The 18,697-nt window shown below is 69.8% G+C and carries 14 protein-coding genes, 1 tRNA gene and 1 pseudogene; 9 read left to right on the forward strand and 7 right to left on the reverse strand.

Annotated elements, in window-relative coordinates:
* Nucleotides 1-48: 48 nt before the first annotated feature.
* Both glmU and AB8998_RS07390 read right to left on the reverse strand, forming a co-directional pair.
* Nucleotides 49-1,527, reverse strand: coding sequence for a bifunctional UDP-N-acetylglucosamine diphosphorylase/glucosamine-1-phosphate N-acetyltransferase GlmU (gene glmU, locus AB8998_RS07385; protein ID WP_369737272.1), 1,479 nt, complete (start codon nt 1,525-1,527; stop codon nt 49-51).
* Between the two features lie 133 nt (nt 1,528-1,660).
* Nucleotides 1,661-1,732 (reverse strand) — tRNA-Gln (locus tag AB8998_RS07390).
* A gap of 183 nt (nt 1,733-1,915) precedes the next feature.
* Here AB8998_RS07390 and AB8998_RS07395 point away from each other — a divergent pair.
* Nucleotides 1,916-2,509, forward strand: coding sequence for a TetR/AcrR family transcriptional regulator (locus AB8998_RS07395; RefSeq protein WP_369741464.1), 594 nt, complete (start codon nt 1,916-1,918; stop codon nt 2,507-2,509).
* Nucleotides 2,510-2,545: 36 nt separating this feature from the next.
* On the opposite strand, the pseudogene AB8998_RS07400 reads toward AB8998_RS07395, so the two are convergent.
* A pseudogene (locus AB8998_RS07400) lies at nt 2,546-3,247 on the reverse strand (diaminopimelate decarboxylase); the annotation flags it as partial.
* A 121-nt stretch (nt 3,248-3,368) separates the two neighbouring features.
* Here AB8998_RS07400 and mfd point away from each other — a divergent pair.
* From mfd to AB8998_RS07440, 8 genes are all read left to right on the forward strand, one after another.
* The gene (mfd, locus tag AB8998_RS07405; protein ID WP_369737273.1) at nt 3,369-7,010 is read left to right on the forward strand and encodes a transcription-repair coupling factor; all 3,642 of its coding nucleotides are present in this window, start codon (nt 3,369-3,371) and stop codon (nt 7,008-7,010) included.
* A complete protein-coding gene (locus tag AB8998_RS07410) occupies nt 7,007-7,969 on the forward strand; it encodes a nucleoside triphosphate pyrophosphohydrolase (RefSeq protein WP_369737274.1) in 963 nt (320 codons plus the stop codon). Before mfd ends, AB8998_RS07410 begins: the two co-directional genes overlap by 4 nt.
* A gap of 295 nt (nt 7,970-8,264) precedes the next feature.
* Entirely contained in the window at nt 8,265-8,996 is a 732-nt protein-coding gene (locus tag AB8998_RS07415; RefSeq protein WP_369737275.1) for a lytic transglycosylase domain-containing protein, read from the forward strand.
* Nucleotides 8,997-9,057: 61 nt separating this feature from the next.
* The gene (eno, locus tag AB8998_RS07420) at nt 9,058-10,347 is read left to right on the forward strand and encodes a phosphopyruvate hydratase (protein WP_369737276.1); all 1,290 of its coding nucleotides are present in this window, start codon (nt 9,058-9,060) and stop codon (nt 10,345-10,347) included.
* A gap of 5 nt (nt 10,348-10,352) precedes the next feature.
* Nucleotides 10,353-11,057, forward strand: coding sequence for an FtsB family cell division protein (locus tag AB8998_RS07425; RefSeq protein WP_369737277.1), 705 nt, complete (start codon nt 10,353-10,355; stop codon nt 11,055-11,057).
* Entirely contained in the window at nt 11,050-11,538 is a 489-nt protein-coding gene (locus AB8998_RS07430) for a DUF501 domain-containing protein (RefSeq protein WP_369737278.1), read from the forward strand. Before AB8998_RS07425 ends, AB8998_RS07430 begins: the two co-directional genes overlap by 8 nt.
* A complete protein-coding gene (locus AB8998_RS07435) occupies nt 11,532-12,476 on the forward strand; it encodes a Ppx/GppA phosphatase family protein (protein WP_369737279.1) in 945 nt (314 codons plus the stop codon). Before AB8998_RS07430 ends, AB8998_RS07435 begins: the two co-directional genes overlap by 7 nt.
* 103 nt (nt 12,477-12,579) lie before the next feature.
* Complete coding sequence (locus AB8998_RS07440; RefSeq protein WP_369737280.1) at nt 12,580-12,867, forward strand: hypothetical protein; 288 nt, start codon at nt 12,580-12,582, stop codon at nt 12,865-12,867.
* A 37-nt stretch (nt 12,868-12,904) separates the two neighbouring features.
* Here AB8998_RS07440 and AB8998_RS07445 read toward each other — a convergent pair.
* From AB8998_RS07445 to AB8998_RS07460, 4 genes are all read right to left on the reverse strand, one after another.
* A protein-coding gene (locus AB8998_RS07445) for an IS3 family transposase (protein ID WP_369737281.1) occupies nt 12,905-14,340 on the reverse strand; the annotation gives its coding sequence in 2 pieces (ribosomal slippage) (nt 12,905-13,980 and nt 13,980-14,340; 1,437 coding nt in all).
* A 134-nt stretch (nt 14,341-14,474) separates the two neighbouring features.
* A complete protein-coding gene (locus AB8998_RS07450) occupies nt 14,475-15,152 on the reverse strand; it encodes a response regulator (RefSeq protein WP_369737282.1) in 678 nt (225 codons plus the stop codon).
* A gap of 102 nt (nt 15,153-15,254) precedes the next feature.
* Nucleotides 15,255-17,810: a DUF4118 domain-containing protein gene (locus AB8998_RS07455; RefSeq protein ID WP_369737284.1), complete on the reverse strand. Its 2,556-nt coding sequence runs from the start codon at nt 17,808-17,810 to the stop codon at nt 15,255-15,257.
* 10 nt (nt 17,811-17,820) lie between these two features.
* Complete coding sequence (locus AB8998_RS07460; RefSeq protein WP_369737285.1) at nt 17,821-18,696, reverse strand: potassium-transporting ATPase subunit C; 876 nt, start codon at nt 18,694-18,696, stop codon at nt 17,821-17,823.
* Nucleotide 18,697 lies beyond the last annotated feature (1 nt).

Genomic DNA, 18,697 nt, shown 5'->3' on the forward strand with positions numbered 1-18,697 from the left:
AGGGGGACCGAGATGTGGACGGGTTGCCAGGAAACGAACTCACCGTGTCTATTCGGGCTCGGATGTCTGACCGGTGCGGGCGGCGGCCTCGTCCGCGGCCCGCGCGGCCGCGCTGCCGGGCCGCTTGCGCCGCACCCAGCCTTCGATGTTGCGCTGCGGCCCCGCCGAGACCGCCAGCGCCCCCGGCGGGACGTCTTCGCGCACCACGGTGCCGGCGCCGGTGTAGGCGCCGTCGCCGACCGTCACCGGGGCCACGAACATGGTGTCCGACCCGGTGCGCACGTGCGAGCCGATGGTGGTGCGCCGTTTGGATTCGCCGTCGTAATTGACGAACACGCTGGACGCGCCGATGTTGCTGTGCTCGCCGATCTCGGCGTCGCCGACGTAGGTCAGGTGCGGAACCTTGGTGCCGGCGCCGATCGTGGAGTTCTTGACTTCGACGAAAGCGCCCAGCTTGCCGTCGGCTCCCAGCACGGTGCCGGGCCGCAGATACGTGTAGGGCCCCACCATCGCGCCGTCGCCGATCGAGGACTCCGAGCCGTGGGTGCGCACCACCGACGCGCCGTCACCGACGCTCACGTCGGTCAGCGTGGTGTCCGGGCCGAGGACGCAGCGCCCGCCGACCCGGGTGCGGCCCAGCAGCTGGGTCCCGGGCTGGATGACGGTGTCGCGGCCGATCGTGACGTCCACGTCGATCCAGGTGCTGGCGGGATCGACGACCGTCACACCGGCCATCTGGTGGGCGGCGACGATGCGGCGGTTGAACTCGGCGCCCAGTTCGGCGAGCTGGACACGGTTGTTCACCCCGGCCACCAGCGCGGCATCGTCGACGTGCCGGGCGTGCACGGCCCGGCCGTCGCGGCGCAGGATGGCGACGACGTCGGTGAGGTAGAGCTCCTGCTGGGCGTTGTCGGAGCTCAGCCGGCTCAGAGCCCAGCGCAACGCCCCGATGTCGAAGGCGTAGACGCCCGCGTTGACCTCGTGGATCTCCCGTTGGGACGGTGTCGCGTCGGCGTGCTCGACGATCGCCGTCACCTCGTCGTCCTGGGTGCGCAGGATCCGCCCGTAGCCGCTGGGATCGCCGATCGTGGTGGTCAGCACCGTGACCGCGGGCTGGTATTCGAGCCCGGCCGCGCCGTGCGCGGCGACCAGGTCCGCCAGGGTGTCGGCGTCCAGCAGCGGCGTGTCCCCGGAGGTGACCACGACGATGCCGGCGTACTCGTCGGGCAGGGCGGCCAGCCCGCACAGGGTGGCATGCCCGGTGCCCAGCGGCCGGTCCTGCAGCGCCACGTCGATCGGGCGCCCGAAGCTCTCGGCCAGCTCGGCGACCTGCGGTTCGATGCGCTGGTGGTCGTGGCCCAGCACCACGACCAGGTGCCGGGGCGCCACCTTGGCGATCGCGTGCAGCGAATGCGCCAGCATGCTGCGCCCGGCGATCGTGTGCAGCACCTTGGGGGTGTCCGACCGCATGCGGGTGCCGGCTCCGGCCGCCAGAACCAGGACCGCGATGTCACCACGAAACGACATGAACTCTCCTAGAACCCTCGGCGCGCGAGCCGCGGGTGCCTCCCGCTCGCGAGCGTGCGTGTCTGTGCCGCGACACGCCGTCAAGCGTGGCATTTCGTGCACGCTCGCGGCAAAGGGCGGGGGCTTTTCGGGGCTCCGTCGCCAGGACTCGAACCTGAACTATCTGAACCAAAATCAGAGGTGCTGCCGATTACACCACGACGGACCGCACACCGCGGCGACCACACGAGACCGCGCCCCCCAAACTCTAGACAATGCGGGCACCGGTTGTGGAACCGAGCCAAACGCCGCCGTACGGGACCGGCAAACCGATACGCTGATCGGCGTGGCTGTGCTGGGCACCGAGCCGGACAAACCGGACAAAGAGGTGCGGTCGCCGCGCGCGCGGATGACCGGCAGCGAGCGCCGCCATCAGCTCATCGGGATCGCACGCTCGTTGTTCGCCGAACGCGGCTACGACGGCACCTCGATCGAGGAGATCGCCCAGCGGGCCAACGTGTCCAAGCCGGTGGTGTACGAGCATTTCGGCGGCAAGGAGGGCCTGTACGCCGTCGTGGTCGACCGCGAGATGTCGGCGCTGCTGGACGGCATCACCTCCTCGCTGACCAACAACCGGTCCCGGGTGCGCGTGGAGCGGGTGGCGCTGGCGTTGCTCACCTACGTCGAGGAACGCACCGATGGCTTCCGCATCATGATCCGCGACTCACCCGCATCGATCAGTTCGGGCACCTACTCCAGCCTGCTCAACGACGCCGTCAGCCAGGTCAGCTCCATCTTGGCCGGCGACTTCGCGCGCCGCGGCCTGGATCCCGGGCTGGCCCCGCTGTACGCCCAGGCGCTGGTGGGCTCGGTGTCGATGACGGCCCAGTGGTGGCTCGACACCCGCGAGCCCAAGAAGGAAGTGGTCGCCGCGCATCTGGTGAACCTGATGTGGAACGGCCTGACCCACCTGGAAGCCGACCCCAGGCTGCAGGACGAGTAGGGATTGCCGGCCGGGCCGTCACCCGGTCAGTGTCACATCGACCGCGACGACGGGCCGGGGAAAACGCTCCGCGGCGCAGGCCTCGTCGAGCGCGTCCTCGATGACGGCGGCCAACTCGTCCACACCGGGTTCCGCAACACCCGCGACGTACGGGCCGGCCTGGTCACCGCCCACATGCACTTCGGTCAGCATGACGCCGTGCCGGGATCGGGCGTCGGCCATGGCGGCGACCGTGCGGCGCAGCGCCTCGCCGTAGCAGGCCGGGGCGCCGGCCCCAGAACCCCCGGAATTCGGCCGGCAGTGCAGGCCCACCAGGTCGAAGGTGAGACGCGCCGCCCCGCGCCGCGCCGGGCCGGCGACGTGGGGGATCTCGTGGGGCGAGTCCAGCACGATGCGGCCGACACCGGCGCCCACCGCGGCGCGCAGGTCATCGGGCGACCCCACATGCACGACGATGCGTGCCGGTTCCGTCCCCGCGGCGAGGGCAACCGCCAGTTCGCCGCTCGATCGGACGCCGATGCCGAGGCCGGCTGCGCGCGCCCAGCGCGCGACGCCGATCGTCAGCGGCGAACGGCCGCAGTGGACGACGCGCGCACCCTTGAACGCTCTGCGGCAACGGCGGGCGCGATCCCGGAAATCGGCCTCGTCGGTCACGCGGGCCGGGACGTGGAGTCTGGCACCGGACGACAGCGGGGACCCCACGTGAGCGATGGCGGGCAGGATGTCCAGCAATGTCATGGCTCCAGCCTGCGCGCGCTGATTCAGTGCGCGCGGCTTTCCTTACGACCCTTTGACGGTGCGGGGCCCGATCTTGACGGCCTCCGGCGGCTTCCCGCGCCGCCCTTAGAATGGATTCATCATGACCGCACCGGGGCCTGCTCGCCCAGAAACCCCGATCGCCGGGCTTGTCGAATTGGCGCTCACCGCGCCGACTTTCCAGCGGTTGATCGACAGCGCGGCCGCTGCCCCCGCCGAACTGAGGCTGGCCGGCCCGGCCGGAGCACGGGTGTTCGTGGCCGCCGCGCTGGCGCGGCGCGGCCCGCTGCTGGTGGTCACCGCGACCGGTCGGGAAGCCGACGACCTCGCGGCCGAACTGCGCGGCGTGCTGGGCGACGCGGTGGCGGTCTTCCCGTCCTGGGAGACCCTGCCGCACGAGCGGCTCTCGCCGGGCGTCGACACCGTCGGCGCGCGGTTGACCGTGCTGCGGCGGCTGGCCCATTCCGACGACGCGCGGTTGGGCCCGCCCCTGCAGGTGGTGGTGACCGCGGTGCGCTCGCTGCTGCAGCCGACGACCCCGCGGCTCGGCCTGATCGAACCCGTCACCATGGCCGTCGGCCAGGAAATCGCGTTCGAAGACGTCGTCTCCCGGCTGGTCGAGCTGGCCTACAGCCGGGTCGACATGGTGGGACGTCGGGGCGAATTCGCCGTGCGCGGCGGGATTCTGGACGTCTTCCCCCCGACGGCCGAGCACCCGGTGCGCGTCGAGTTCTGGGGCGACGAGGTCAGCGAGATGCGGATGTTCTCGGTCGCCGACCAGCGGTCGATCCCGGAGCTGGAGGTCGACACCGTCATCGCGGTCCCCTGCCGCGAACTGCTCCTGACCGAGGAGGTCCGGCAGCGCGCCGCCGCGCTGGCGGCGCGGCACCCGGCCACCGAGCCCGACGTCGCCGGCGGCGGCGTCGGCGACATGCTGGCCAAGCTGGCCGAGGGGATCCCGGTCGACGGCATGGAGGCGCTGCTGTCGGTGCTTCGGCCCGGCGAGGATGGCGCCCATGCGCTGCTGACCGACCAGCTGGCCCAGGGCACGCCGGTGCTGCTGTGCGACCCCGAGAAGGTGCGCAGCCGGGCCGCCGACCTGATCAAGACCGGCCGGGAGTTCCTCGAGGCGTCGTGGTCGGTGGCCGCGCTGGGTAGTGATGCGCCCGTCGACGTCGAGCAGTTCGGCGGATCCGGCTTCGCCGAACTGGACGACGTGCGCGACGCGGCGGCGCGGCGCGGTCATCCCTGGTGGACGCTGAGCCAGCTGTCGGACGAGTCGGCGATCGAGCTGGACATCCGGCCCTCGCCGTCGGCCCGCGGGCATCAGCACGACGTCGACGAGATCTTCGGGATGCTGCGTGCCCACGTCACGGCCGGCGGCCACGCGGTGGTGGTCGCGCCCGGGACCGGGACGGCCCACCGCGTGGTGGAGCGGCTGGCCGAGCACGAAGCGCCCGCGGCGATGCTGGACTCGGGCGAGGCCCCCAAACCCGGTGTCGTCGGGGTGCTCAAGGGGCCGCTGCACGAGGGCGTCATCGTCGACGGCGCCAACCTCGTCGTGATCACCGAGACGGATCTGACCGGCAGCCGGGCCACCGCCGTCGAGGGCAGGCGGCTGGCGGCCAAGCGGCGCAACACCGTCGACCCGCTGGCGCTGACGGCCGGTGACCTGGTGGTGCACGACCAGCACGGCATCGGGCGGTTCGTGGAGATGACCGAGCGCACCGTCGGCGGGGCCCGCCGGGAGTACCTGGTGCTCGAGTACGCCTCGAGCAAGCGCGGGGGAGGCTCCGACAAGCTCTATGTCCCGATGGATTCGCTGGACCAGCTGTCGCGCTACGTCGGCGGGCAGGCGCCGGCGCTGAGCAAGCTCGGCGGCAGCGACTGGGCCAACACCAAGACCAAGGCGCGCCGCGCGGTGCGCGAGATCGCCGGCGAGCTGGTGTCCCTGTACGCCAAGCGGCAGGCCAGCCCCGGCCACGCGTTCGCCCCGGACACCCCGTGGCAGGCCGAGATGGAGGACGCGTTCGGTTTCACCGAGACCGTCGACCAGCTCACCGCCATCGCCGAGGTCAAGGCCGACATGGAGAAGCCGATCCCGATGGACCGGGTGATCTGCGGTGATGTCGGCTACGGCAAGACCGAGATCGCTGTGCGCGCGGCGTTCAAGGCGGTGCAGGACGGCAAGCAGGTCGCCGTGCTGGTGCCCACGACGCTGCTGGCCGACCAGCACCTGCAGACGTTCACCGACCGGATGGCCGGCTTCCCGGTGACCGTGAAGGGGTTGTCGCGGTTCACCGACGCCGCCGAGTCCCGGGCCGTGATCGAGGGCCTGGCCGACGGTTCCGTGGACGTCGTGATCGGCACCCACCGGCTGCTGCAGACCGGGGTGCGCTGGAAGGACCTCGGGCTGGTGATCGTCGACGAGGAGCAGCGGTTCGGCGTCGAGCACAAGGAACACATCAAGTCTCTGCGCACCCACGTCGACGTGCTGACCATGAGCGCCACCCCGATCCCGCGCACCCTGGAGATGAGCCTGGCCGGGATCCGGGAGATGTCGACGATCCTGACGCCGCCCGAGGAGCGCTATCCGGTGCTGACCTACGTCGGCCCGCACGACGACAAGCAGGTCGCCGCCGCGTTGCGACGCGAGCTGATGCGCGACGGGCAGGTGTTCTACGTGCACAACCGGGTCAGCTCGATCGACCGGGTCGCGGCCCGGCTGCGCGAGCAGGTTCCCGAGGCGCGGATCGTCGTCGCGCACGGGCAGATGCCCGAGGAGCGCCTGGAACGCACGGTGCAGGGCTTCTGGAACCGCGAATACGACATTCTGGTGTGCACCACGATCGTGGAGACCGGGCTGGACATCTCCAACGCGAACACGCTGATCGTCGAGCGCGCCGACACCTTCGGCCTGTCCCAGCTGCACCAGCTGCGTGGCCGGGTGGGGCGCAGCCGGGAGCGGGGCTACGCCTACTTCCTCTATCCGCCGCACACGCCGCTGACCGAGACCGCCTACGACCGGTTGGCGACGATCGCGCAGAACAACGAGCTCGGTGCGGGCATGGCGGTCGCCATGAAAGACCTCGAGATCCGCGGCGCCGGCAACGTGCTGGGCGTCGAGCAGTCCGGGCACGTCGCCGGGGTCGGGTTCGACCTCTACGTGCGGCTGGTCGGCGAGGCCGTCGAGGCCTATCGCGCCGCGGTGGACGGCCAGACGGTCACCACCGCCGAGGAGCCCAAGGACGTGCGGATCGACCTGCCGGTGGATGCGCACCTGCCGCCGGACTACATCGGCAGCGACCGGCTCCGGCTGGAGGCCTACCGGCGGCTGGCGGCGGCCACGGACGACGCGGTGATCGCCGCGGTCGTCGACGAGCTCGTCGACCGCTACGGGGCGCTGCCCGAACCCGCCCTGCGGCTGGTGGCGGTGGCGCGGGTCCGATTGCTGTGCCGCGCCGCCGGGATCACCGAGGTGTCGGCGCCTTCGGCTTCGGTGGTGCGGTTGTCGCCGGTCACGCTGCAAGACTCCGCCCAGGTGCGTTTGAAGCGCATGTACCCGGCGGCGAGCTACCGCGCCACGACTGCCACCGTGCAGGTCCCGATCCCCCGGGCCGGCGGCTCTCGAAGTTCGGTCGGCGCGCCGCGCATCCGCGACGTCGAGCTGCTGCAGATGGTCGCCGACCTGGTGACCGCCCTGCAGGGGAAATCGCAGGTGAAGATTGGTATAACGAGTCCGTGATCGTCGTGTTGTTCGACCCGCGCCGCCCGTCGCTGGTGCCCGTCGAAGCCGTGGAGTACCTCCTCGGCGAGGTGCAGTACACCGAAGAGATGCCGGTCGCGGTCCCGTGGTCGCTGCCCTCGGCGCATCCGGTCGGCATGGGAGACGACGCGCCGGTGTTGCTGTCGTCCGACCCCGACCACCCGGCCGTCACCGCCCGGCTGGCCGCCGGGGCCCGGCTGATCTCGGCCCCGGAGACCCCCCGCGGCGAACGCCTCGTCGATGCCGTGGCGATGATGGACAAGCTGCGCACCGCCGGGCCCTGGGAGGGCGAGCAGACCCACGACTCGTTGCGCCGCTACTTGCTGGAGGAGACCTACGAGCTGTTGGACGCGGTCCGCAGCGGTGACGCCGACCAACTGCGCGACGAGCTCGGCGATGTGTTGCTGCAGGTCCTCTTCCACGCCCGCATCGCCGAGGAGGCGCCGCAGCACGCGTTCACCATCGACGACGTCGCCCTGGCGCTGACGCGAAAGCTCGGCAACCGGGTGCCGGGAGTGCTAGCCGGCGAAGCGATCTCACTCGAGGACCAGTTGGCCCAGTGGGAGGAGCGCAAGGCCGCCGAGAAGCCCCGCAGTTCGGTCATGGACGACGTCCACACCGGTCAGCCGGCGTTGGCGCTGGCGCAGAAAGTGATGCAGCGCGCGCAGCAGGCGGGGCTGCCCGCCGACCTAATTCCCGTCGAGGTCACCTCGGTCGTCGTGTCGGCCGACATCGACGCGGAAAGCGCGCTGCGCACAGCGGTTCTGGGTTTCGTGGACACCGTCCGCGTCGTCGAGCGGGCGATCGCCGCCACCCGGCGCGGGGACGCCGTTCCGGAAGAGCTCGACGTGACGCCGCTGGGCGCGGTGACCGAGGAGGAGTGGCGCGCTCACTGGCCGTCGACCGTCTCGGCGGTCGCCGAAGCCGTCGAGGGGTAGCCGGACGGTCGTGGTGGACGTCGGTTTTTCGCGCCGGCCGCATATTTCGCTCAGCGACCTCGGCAACGTTCGCCATTTCCCGCTTTATCGCCGGCTATCGTGGCACGTGAGGCGATAATTCCAATGGTTTTCGAAGGCGCTGCATTGCTAGCCGATATTGCCGGCAGCTAATCGACAATTCGCCGGAATCGGTTTCTTGGAGAGGTGTCGCTGCCTCGAAATCGCCGAGTGCGCCGCAAACGCGTGGGACGATGAACAAGAGGAAGTTGATCAAGGGGAGTTGCAGGGGAGCGTGGTGTCGCCGAGGCGTTGGATGCGTGCGGCCGCCGTGATCGGTGCGACCGCGATGCTGCTGGCGTCGTCGAGTTGCACGTGGCAGCTCAGCCTGTTCATCCCCGAGGGCGTGCCACCCCCGGCGGGGGCTCCGGTGCCGCCCGTCGACACCCACGGCGGCGGCCGGCCCGCCGACCAGTTGCGCGACTGGGCCGAGCAACGCTCGGGGACATTGGAGATCCCCGTCATCGCACTGGAGGCCTACGCCTATGCCGCCCGCGTCGCCGAGGTCGAGAACCCGAAGTGCCACATCTCGTGGACCACGCTGGCGGGGATCGGCCAGGTCGAGAGCCACCACGGCACCTACCGGGGTGCGACGCTGTCCGCTAACGGGGATGTGAGCCCGCCCATTCGGGGTGTGCGCCTCGACGGCACCGGCGGCAATCTGCGCATCGTGGATGCCCAGGAAGACGTCACCGACACCGACGGCGTGGCGCGGGCGATGGGTCCGATGCAGTTCATCCCGGAGACGTGGCGGTTGTACGGCGTCGACGCGCACAACGACGGGGTCGTCAGCCCCGACAACATCGACGATGCGGCGCTGGCCGCGGCGGGTTACTTGTGCTGGCGCGGCAAGGATCTCGCGACCCCGCGCGGGTGGGTCACCGCCCTGCGCGCCTACAACAACTCCGGCGTGTACGCGCGGGCGGTCCGGGACTGGGCGACCGCCTACGCGGCGGGCCACCCGCTGTAGCAGGATGTATCGCTGAACGCGAAGCGATGTGCAGCACCGGCTACCATGCAAGGAGAACCCAGTGCCAATTATCGAGCAGGTCGGGGCCCGCGAGATCCTCGACTCCCGCGGTAACCCCACGGTCGAGGTCGAGATAGCGCTCAGTGACGGGACGTTTGCGCGCGCGGCGGTGCCGTCGGGCGCGTCGACCGGCGAACACGAGGCCGTCGAGCTGCGCGACGGCGGCGAGCGGTATGGCGGCAAGGGCGTGCGCAAGGCGGTGGAGGCCGTGCTCGACGAGATCGGTCCGGCCGTGATCGGTCTTGGCGCCGACGACCAGCGGTTGGTGGACCAGGCGCTGGTGGACCTCGACGGCACCCCCGACAAGTCGCGGCTGGGCGCCAACGCGATCCTGGGCGTTTCGCTGGCCGTGGCCAAGGCGGCCGCGGATTCCGCAGAGCTGCCGCTGTTCCGCTACCTCGGCGGCCCCAACGCCCACATCCTGCCCGTGCCGATGATGAACATCCTCAACGGCGGCGCGCACGCCGACACCGGTGTCGACATCCAGGAGTTCATGGTGGCGCCGATCGGCGCGCCCAGCTTCGGCGAGGCGCTGCGCTGGGGCGCCGAGGTGTATCACGCGCTGAAGTCGGTGTTGAAGAAGCAGGGCCTGTCCACCGGCCTGGGCGACGAGGGCGGCTTCGCCCCGGACGTGGCCGGTACGACCGCGGCGCTGGACCTGATCAGCACGGCGGTCGAGGCGGTGGGCCTGAAACTGGGTTCCGACGTGGCGCTGGCGCTGGACGCGGCGGCCAACGAGTTCCACGGCGACGGCACCGGCTACAACTTCGAGGGCAACGTCCGCACCGCCGAGCAGATGACGCAGTTCTACGCGGGCCTGCTCGACTCCTACCCGCTGGTGTCGCTGGAAGACCCCCTGTTCGAAGGGGACTGGGATGGTTGGGCCGCCCTGACGGCGGCGATCGGGGACCGGGTGCAGATCGTCGGCGACGACATCTTCGTCACCAACCCCGAGCGGCTTGAGGAGGGCATCGAGAAGGGCGTGGCGAACGCGTTGCTGGTCAAGGTCAATCAGATCGGCACGCTCACCGAGACGCTCGACGCCGTCGCGCTCGCGCACCACAGCGGGTACCGCACGATGATCAGCCACCGCAGCGGCGAGACCGAGGACACCACGATCGCCGACCTGGCGGTGGCGGTCGGCAGCGGGCAGATCAAGACGGGTGCGCCCGCCCGCAGCGAACGCGTCGCCAAGTACAACCAGTTGCTGCGGATCGAGGAGGCGCTCGGCGACGCCGCCCGCTACGCCGGTGACCTGGCGTTTCCGCGGTTCGCTCTGGAGACGAAATAGGCGGTATGCCCGAAGCCAAGCGGCCAGATCCCAAGCGCCGGTCCCCGGCACCGCGTCCGGGCAAGCCCGGCGGCGCGGTTCGGCGCCGTCGCGCCGCCAAGGTTTCCCGGCCGTCGCAGAGCGCTGCCCACGCCGGCCGCGACTCGGCGCGGACCCTGGCCGAGCACGTCGTCGAACCGATCAAGCGCCAGATCGCCGAGTCCGTCGAGCAGCGGGCCGACCAGCGGCTGGGGTTCACCGCGCGGCGCGCCGCGGTGCTGGCCGCGGTGATCTGCGTGCTGACGCTGACCGTCGCCGGGCCGGTGCGCACCTACTTCGCGCAACGCACCGAGATGGATCAGTTGGCCGCCAGCCAGGCGGCGCTGCGCCGTCAGATCGCCGAACTCGAGCAGCAGAAGGGCAAGCTCGCCGATCCGGCGTACATCGCGGCGCAGGCCCGCGAGCGTCTGGGCTTCGTGATGCCCGGGGACACCCCGTTCCAGGTGCAGCTTCCGCCCGGCGAGTCGGCCGCCCCGCAGCCTGGTTCCGGGGTCGCGAAACCGGCCCGCAACCAGCCGTGGTACACCGCGCTGTGGCACACCATCGCCGACGACCCGCACCTGCCGCCGGCCAAAGCCCCTCTGCCGGAAGCCCCACCGTCGCCGGCCGAACCCGGATCGCCCGGTCCGGTGGCGCCGGCCGCACCGAGCCCCGCCGCGCCCGGTGGTTGACCGCGCCGACCTGGAGGCGGTGGCGCGCCAGCTCGGTCGTGAGCCGCGCGGCGTTCTCGAGATCGCCTACCGCTGCCCCAACGGTGAACCCGGGGTGGTGAAGACCGTGCCGCGGCTCGTCGACGGAACACCGTTCCCGACGTTGTACTACCTCACGCACCCGCTGCTGACCGCGGCCGCGAGCAGGCTGGAGACGTCGGGGCTGATGCGCGAGATGACCGAGCGGTTGGGGCGCGATCCGGAATTGGCGGCCGCGTACCGGCGGGCCCACGAGGCGTACCTGGCCGAGCGGGACGCGATCGAGCCGCTGGGGACCACGTTTTCCGCCGGGGGCATGCCGGACCGGGTCAAGTGTCTGCACGTGCTGATGGCGCACTCGCTGGCCAAGGGGCCCGGATGCAATCCACTCGGCGACGAGGTGCTGCGGTTGCTGGCCGCCGAGCCGGCGATGGCCGATGTCCTGGAGGCGGGGAAATGGTGAGCCGGCTCGCCGGAATCGACTGCGGCACCAACTCGATTCGGCTGCTGATCGCCGATGTCGGCGACGGCGGGCTGCGCGACGTGCATCGTGAGACCCGGATCGTTCGGCTCGGGCAGGGAGTCGACGCGACGGGTGAATTTGCGCCGGACGCGATCGCGCGGACCCGGGCCGCGCTGACCGATTACGCCGCCCTGCTGCGGGCGCACGGCGCCGAACGGGTCCGGATGGTGGCGACCTCGGCCACGCGCGACGCCGTCAACCGCGACGCGTTCTTTGCGATGACGGCCGACGTCCTGGGCGCCGTCATCCCTGGCGCGGTTGCGGAGGTGATCACCGGCGCCGCGGAGGCCGAGTTGTCGTTCCGCGGCGCGGTCGGTGAATTAGACAGTGCTGCAGCGCCTTTCGTGGTTGTCGATTTGGGTGGTGGTTCGACCGAGATCGTGCTCGGCGGGGACGGTGTGGCGGCGAGCCATTCGGCCGACATCGGCTGTGTGCGGTTGACCGAACGTTGCCTGCACTCCGATCCGCCGACGTCGCAGGAGGTGGCGGCGGCGCGCTCCGTGGTGCGCGAGCGTCTCGAGGTCGCGCTGCGCGAGGTGCCCGTCGAAGAGGCGCGGACCTGGGTGGGGGTCGCCGGGACGATGACCACCCTGTCCGCGCTGGCGCACGACATGGCGTCGTATGACTCTGCGGACATTCATCTTTCGCGCGTGCCCGGCAGCAACCTGCTGGCTGTGTGCGAGCGGCTGATCGGTATGACGCGGGCGCAGCGCGCCGCGCTGGGGCCCATGCACGAGGGCCGGGCCGACGTGATCGGCGGCGGCGCGATCGTGGTGGAGGAGTTGGCCCGTGAACTGCGCGCGCGGGCCGGCATCGGCGAGTTGGTGGTCAGCGAGCACGACATCCTGGACGGGATCGTGCTGTCGATCGCCGGCTGAAGTCACACCCGTCACACCAGTCCCTGGAAGGAAACGGCACTCTTTGTGCCCACCTCATAGCGACACTTGCCGCGATGTCGTACCGGTGTGGGAATGTGCGGCAATGGAACTGCGTGGAATAGAGTTGCGTTACGTGCTCACGATGCATCTGGCGCACAACGGGAGATCGACCGTCGCCGAGATGATCGATGCGCTGGCGAGACAAGGTTTTCGCGTCCACGGCCGGGCATCGAAGGCGGTTTCGGATGCGTTGCGCTGGGAGGCCGAACGGGACAGGGTGCGCCGGCTCCGGCGTGGTCTGTACGGGCCGGGGTACATCCCGCGCTCCACCGAACACCGAATGCATAAACGAGTGCTCGGCCTCCGGGCGGCGGCGAAGTTGTCGCTGTGAGGTGGGCGGAACGTGTCAAGGTCGGTGAGACAGTTTCTTACGCGGATTTGATGAGTGCTTCCGGGGTTGGTTGGTTGATCCAGGCGACGGTGGGCAGCTTCGGTGGAGCGGGCCGCCGGTGCCGGAATCTAGCGGGGTTAGCGGCGTAGGCCGCATCCAGCGTGGCGGCACGTTGGGCCTGGATCTCGTTTGCGGTGCCGTAGTGCACCGATGCAACGGTGTGTAGGCCCACGCCGCTGTGGCGATGCTCATGGTTGTAGTAATCGAAGAATGTCGTGCAGAAGGCGCGGGCATCTTCGATCGAGCCGAACCGGCCCGGGAACGCCGGGCAGTACTTGAGGGTCTTGAAATTAGCCTCCGAGTAGGGATTGTCGTTGGACACGTGCGGGCGGCTGTGGCTGCGGTCCACCCCCAGGTCGATCAGCAACTGGGCGACCGGCTTGGAGGTCATCGAGGTGCCGCGATCAGCGTGCAAGGCCAACTGGCCGCGGGCGATGCCGTGACGGGCCATGGTGTCGGCGATAAATGCTTTGGCCAACTCACCGTCCTCAACTTCTGCGATGATCCAGCCGACGACGTAGCGCGAGAAGATGTCGATAATCACATAGAGTTGATAGAAGATACCCCGTTGTGGCCCTTGCAATTTCGTTATATCCCAGGACCAGACCCGGTTTGGTGCGTTAGCGATCAGCTCGGGTTTCTTGCGCGCCGGATGGGTGCGCTGGCGACGCCGCTCGCGGTTCTCCCCGGCAATGGCCAGTAGCCGGTACATGGTGCGAATCGAGCACAGGTAGACACCATCATCAAGCAGTCGCGCCCACACCTGCGCCGGCGCCAGATCGCAGTACTGCTCTGAGCGCAGCACCGTCAGAATCTGCTGGCGTTCGGCCTCGGTGAGCTTATTCAGTGGCTCGGGCCGCACCCGCCGTGCCGGCCGTGGTGGTGGGTTGCGGTGGCGGTGGAGCGTGGCCCGCGATGCACCCAGCAATTCGCACGCCCGTTTGGTGCTGGTTGCGGCCTCCAGGTCGGGCAGGTGCTCGCCGATCACGGCTTGGACTTCGGCTCGAAATCCGCGCTCTCGGAGAGCATCTCCAAGAGCGCGTGTGCTTTTCCCGTGATCTCCAGCGCTAGCTTGGTCCGATCCAGCTCAGCCTGCAGTTGCGTGGTGCGCCGCCGCAGCTTGTCCAACTCGACCTGCTCAGCGCTGCGCTTCGGCTTGCCCTTCGCCGACAAACCCTCCCGAGCGCCGGCATCACGGGCCTTTCGCCATTCGGCGATATGCGAGCTGTACAGGCCTTCACGGCGCAGCAACGCACCACGCTCCGACGAGCCCACCGACAGCGCGTCGTACTCGTCGAGGATGCGGGCCTTGTACTCGGCGGTGAACGTGCGCCGCCGCGCCCGAGCACCTGGATCGGGCACGTTGTCCACTTGGTCATTATCACTGCACCCGTCCAGGGATGCGATCGTCATAGTCACGGAAAATGGTGATCCTGTCTCGCCCTGTAGCGATGATTGGCTACTGCTGCTGTCTCACTTAACCCTGTCACACAGGGGGGCGCAAAGAGTGCCGTTTACTTCCAGGGACTGCTGTGGCTGATGTGACTTCACATCTCGAAGCGATAGCCCATGCCCGATTCGGTCAGCAGGTGTCTCGGGTGCGACGGGTCGTCTTCGAGCTTGCGGCGCAGCTGGGCCAGATAGACACGCAGGTAATGGGTTTCGGTGGCATAAGCGGGGCCCCACACCTCCTTCAACAACTCCTCGCGGCCGACCAGCTTGCCCCGGTTGCGGACCAGCATTTCGAGCATTCCCCACTCGGTGGGGGTGAGATGCACCTCGGCGCCCTTCTTGGTGACCTTCTTGGCGGCCAGGTCGACGGTGAACGCGTCGGTCTCGATGACCGGTTCCTCGGTATCGGACGCGGCGGCGCGGCGGACCGCGGCGCGCAACCGGGCCAGGAACTCGTCCATCCCAAAGGGTTTGGTGACGTAGTCGTCGGCGCCGGCGTCGAGCGCCGCGACCTTGTCCGAGGAGTCGGTGCGCGCCGACAACACGATCACCGGCGCCGTGAGCCAGCCCCGCAAACCGGCCAGCACCTCGATGCCCGAGATGTCGGGCAGGCCGAGGTCGAGGATCACCACGTCGGGCTTGTGTTCGGCCGCGGCACGCAGGGCGGCCGCGCCGGTCGACGCGGTGACGACCTCATAGCCCCGCACCGACAGGTTGATGCGCATCGCGCGCAGGATCTGCGGCTCGTCGTCGATCACCAGGACGCGGGTCATCGGCGCCGCTCCTTCTCATCGCTGCGCTCTGTATCGTCGCCGGCGCGGGTCATCGGCGCCGCTCCTTCTCATCGCTGCGCTCTGTATCGTCGCCGGCGCGGGTCATCGGGCCTCCTGCGGCGCGGCCAGATCCACCACGATGGTCAGGCCGCCTCCCGGGGTGTCGCCGGCCTGGATGGTGCCGCCCATCGCTTCGACGAATCCGCGCGCCACCGACATCCCCAACCCGACGCCGATGGTGTTGTCCTGATCGCCCATCCGCTGGAAGGCGGCGAAGAGTTGGTCTTCGGTTCCATGCGGGATCCCGGGACCCTCGTCGACGACGTTGATCAGGACGCGATCACCCACCCGGCCCGCGTTGACCCGGACCACGCAGTTGGGCGCGTACCGCAGCGCGTTGTCGATCAGGTTGGCCAGCACGCGTTCGAGCAGTCCGGCATCGGCCAGCACCACGGCGTCGCCGACGTCGACCTTCACGCGGTCGATGGCCGAGCGGTAGAAGCCGGTGGCGCCCTTGCCGATGCTGACCAGCGCGCGTTGCACCGTCTCCTCCAGGTACACCCTGCGCAGCTCCGGGTGAACCACGCCGGCGGCCAGGCGGGAGGAATCGAGGAGGTTTCCGACCAGCGCAGTCAGCTGGTCGACCGACTCCTCGATGGTGGCCAGCAGTTCGGCGGTGTCCTCGGGGGAGAAGGCCACATCTTCGGCGCGCAGGCTGGACACGGCGACCTTGGCCGCGGCCAGCGGGGTGCGCAGATCGTGGCTGACCGCCGAGAGCAGGGACCGGCGCAGCTCGTCGGCCCGCACGATCGCCTCGGCCCGGCTGGCCTCTTCGGCCAGCTCGCTCTGCCGGATCAGCCCGGCCGCCTGCCGGGCCACCGCGCTCAGCACCCGGCGATCGCGGGCGGAGAGCTTCCTGCCGGCCAGCAGCATCCAGAACTCGTCGTCGCCGACCTCGATCGCGGTGTCGGCGGAGTCGACGGTCAGGCACGGGTCGTTACCGACGCAGGCTACGACATGGCTCCTGTTTCCAGCGGTACGGTCCGCCTCGCCGGGTTCGCGCAGCATGCTGACCGCGCGCTGCGAGTAGGTCTCGCGCACGCGCTCCAGCAGGGTCTCGAGATCGGCGCCGCGCAGCACCGACCCCGCGAACAACGTCAGCAGCTCGGCTTCCTGCGAGGCGCGCCGGGCCTCCCAGGTGCGTTTGGCCGCGCCGTCGACCAGCACCGCGACCGCCACCGCCACGAGCAGCAGGACCACCTCGGTGACGGCGGCGTCGGGTTCGGCGATGGTGAACGTGTGTCGGGGCGCGGTCAGGAAGTAGTTCAGCAGCAGGCTGGACAGCACGGCCGAGAAGACCGCGGGCGCAACGCCTCCCAGCAGGGCGACCACCACCACGCCGACGAAGAACAGCGCGCTGGCACCGCTGGTCTGAAGGTAGCTGTCCAGCGCGAACACCGTGACCGCGCAGATGACCGATGGCACCAGAAAGGCGGCCAGCCACGAGGTGGCCCGTCGCTCGCGGCGGGTCAGCGACGCCGCGCGGAATCCGCGTTTGGACTCCTCGTGGGTGACCAGGTGCACGTCGATCTTGCCGGAGAGCTCGACGACCCGCGGGCCGATGCCCTCCTCGAAGAGGCGCGCCCAGCGGGTCCGTCGCGACGTGCCGATCACCAGCTGAGTCGCATTCATCTCGCGGGCGAAGTCGAGCAGGGCGCTGGGCACGTCGTCGCCGACCACGGTGTGCAGCGAGGCGTCGAGGCTGTTGGCCAGCTCACGGATCTTGGCCATTCGGGACTCCGAGAGTCCGGCCAGGCCGTCGCCGCGGACTACGTGCACGACCATGAGCTCGGCACTGGATTTCGACGCAATCCGCGACGCCCGCCGCACCAGCGTCTCGGATTCCGGGCCGCCGGTCACGGCCACCACGACCCGCTCGCGTGCCTCCCAGGTGGCGGTGATCTTGTTCTCCGCGCGGTAGGTCGCCAGCGCGGTGTCCACCTGGTCGGCCAGCCACAGCAGCGCCAATTCCCGCAGGGCGGTGAGGTTTCCCCGGCGGAAGTAGTTGGACAGTGCCGCGTCGACCTTTTCCGGGGTGTACACGTTTCCATGGGAAAGCCTGCGGCGCAACGCTTCCGGGGTGATGTCGATGAGTTCGACCTGCGAGGCCTCGCGCACGATCGAGTCCGGCACGGTCTCCCGCTGTTCGATACCGGTGATTTGGGCGACGACGTCGTTCAGGCTCTCCAGGTGCTGGACGTTGACGGTGGAGATCACCGTGATCCCGGCGTCGAGCAGTTCCTCGACGTCCTGCCAGCGTTTGGCGTTCTTGCTGCCCGGTGTGTTGGTGTGGGCGAGTTCGTCGACCAGGACGACCTGCGGATGGCGGGCGAGCACGGCCGGCACGTCGAGCTCGGGGAAGCTGCCGCCGCGATAGTCGACGTAGCGCGGCGGGATGACTTCGATACCCTCAAGCAGCTCAGCGGTTTTCGCGCGCCCATGGGTCTCCACCACCCCCGCCACCAGGTCGGTGCCGCGCTCCAGCCGGCGATGCGCCTCGCCGAGCATCGCGTACGTCTTGCCAACACCCGGGGCCGCGCCGAGGTAGATGCGCAGCTCCCCGCGCTTGGGTGTGTGGTCGTCCACGTCAACCATCATCCCCCAGCGGTCAGCCGGGCAGCGGATACCAGTGGTCGAGTTGCAGGTTGAGCCGCAGCACGTTGACGGTCGGTTCGCCGAAGACCCCTAGGGCGCGGCCGTTCCGGTTCTGCGCGACGAGCTTGCTTATCTGCTCCGGGCCGACGTGACGCGCCCTGGCCACCCGTGCCACCTGCAGGTCGGCGTAGGCCGGCGAGATGTCCGGGTCCAGGCCGCTGCCGCTGGCGGTGACGGCGTCGGCGGGCACTACCGGGTCGGCGGGCGCGGCGCCGCGGACGGGCACGATCTGTCCGATCGAGTAGTCCTCGCGGTCTTTTGCGCACTCGACGCGCACCCCCTCGTAGCCGGCCAGGAACGGCGCCGGCGTCGATGCGCACGGCTCGTTGACGCTGACCACCCGCGTGGGGTGGACGACGTTACCGCGTGCGTCGCGCGGGCCGATCACCGAAAGTACCGCGCCCACACCGCCGCCCGTGCAGAAGGGCCGCGACCCGTCCACACCTTCCAGGCGCCCCACCGCGGCGCTGCGCGTGCACACCTGCGTGAGCAGGCTCGGCTTGCCCGGTGCGTCGACGATGTTCTCCGGGCCGAGGTTGCTCGCACCCGAGGACAGCGGATCGTAGCCGTCGCCCGCGGCCGAGGGCCGGCTCTGGAAGTACTGCGGCAGCGGCTTGCCGGCCGGGCCGGTGAACAGCTGACCGATCAGCCGGCTGCCGACCGGCTTGCCGTCGGCGGTCAGGATCGATCCTTCGGCCTTGTCGTGCAGTCCGGGTATCTGGGCGACCAGCCAGACGAGCAGCGGGTAGGCCAGGCCGGTGATCGCGGTGAGCACCAGCAGCGCACGCAGGGCCGCCCAGTGGATGCGGACGAAACTCGAGAACTTCATG

It is taken from the genome of Mycobacterium sp. HUMS_12744610 (assembly GCF_041206865.1).
Taxonomy (GTDB): domain Bacteria; phylum Actinomycetota; class Actinomycetes; order Mycobacteriales; family Mycobacteriaceae; genus Mycobacterium; species Mycobacterium servetii.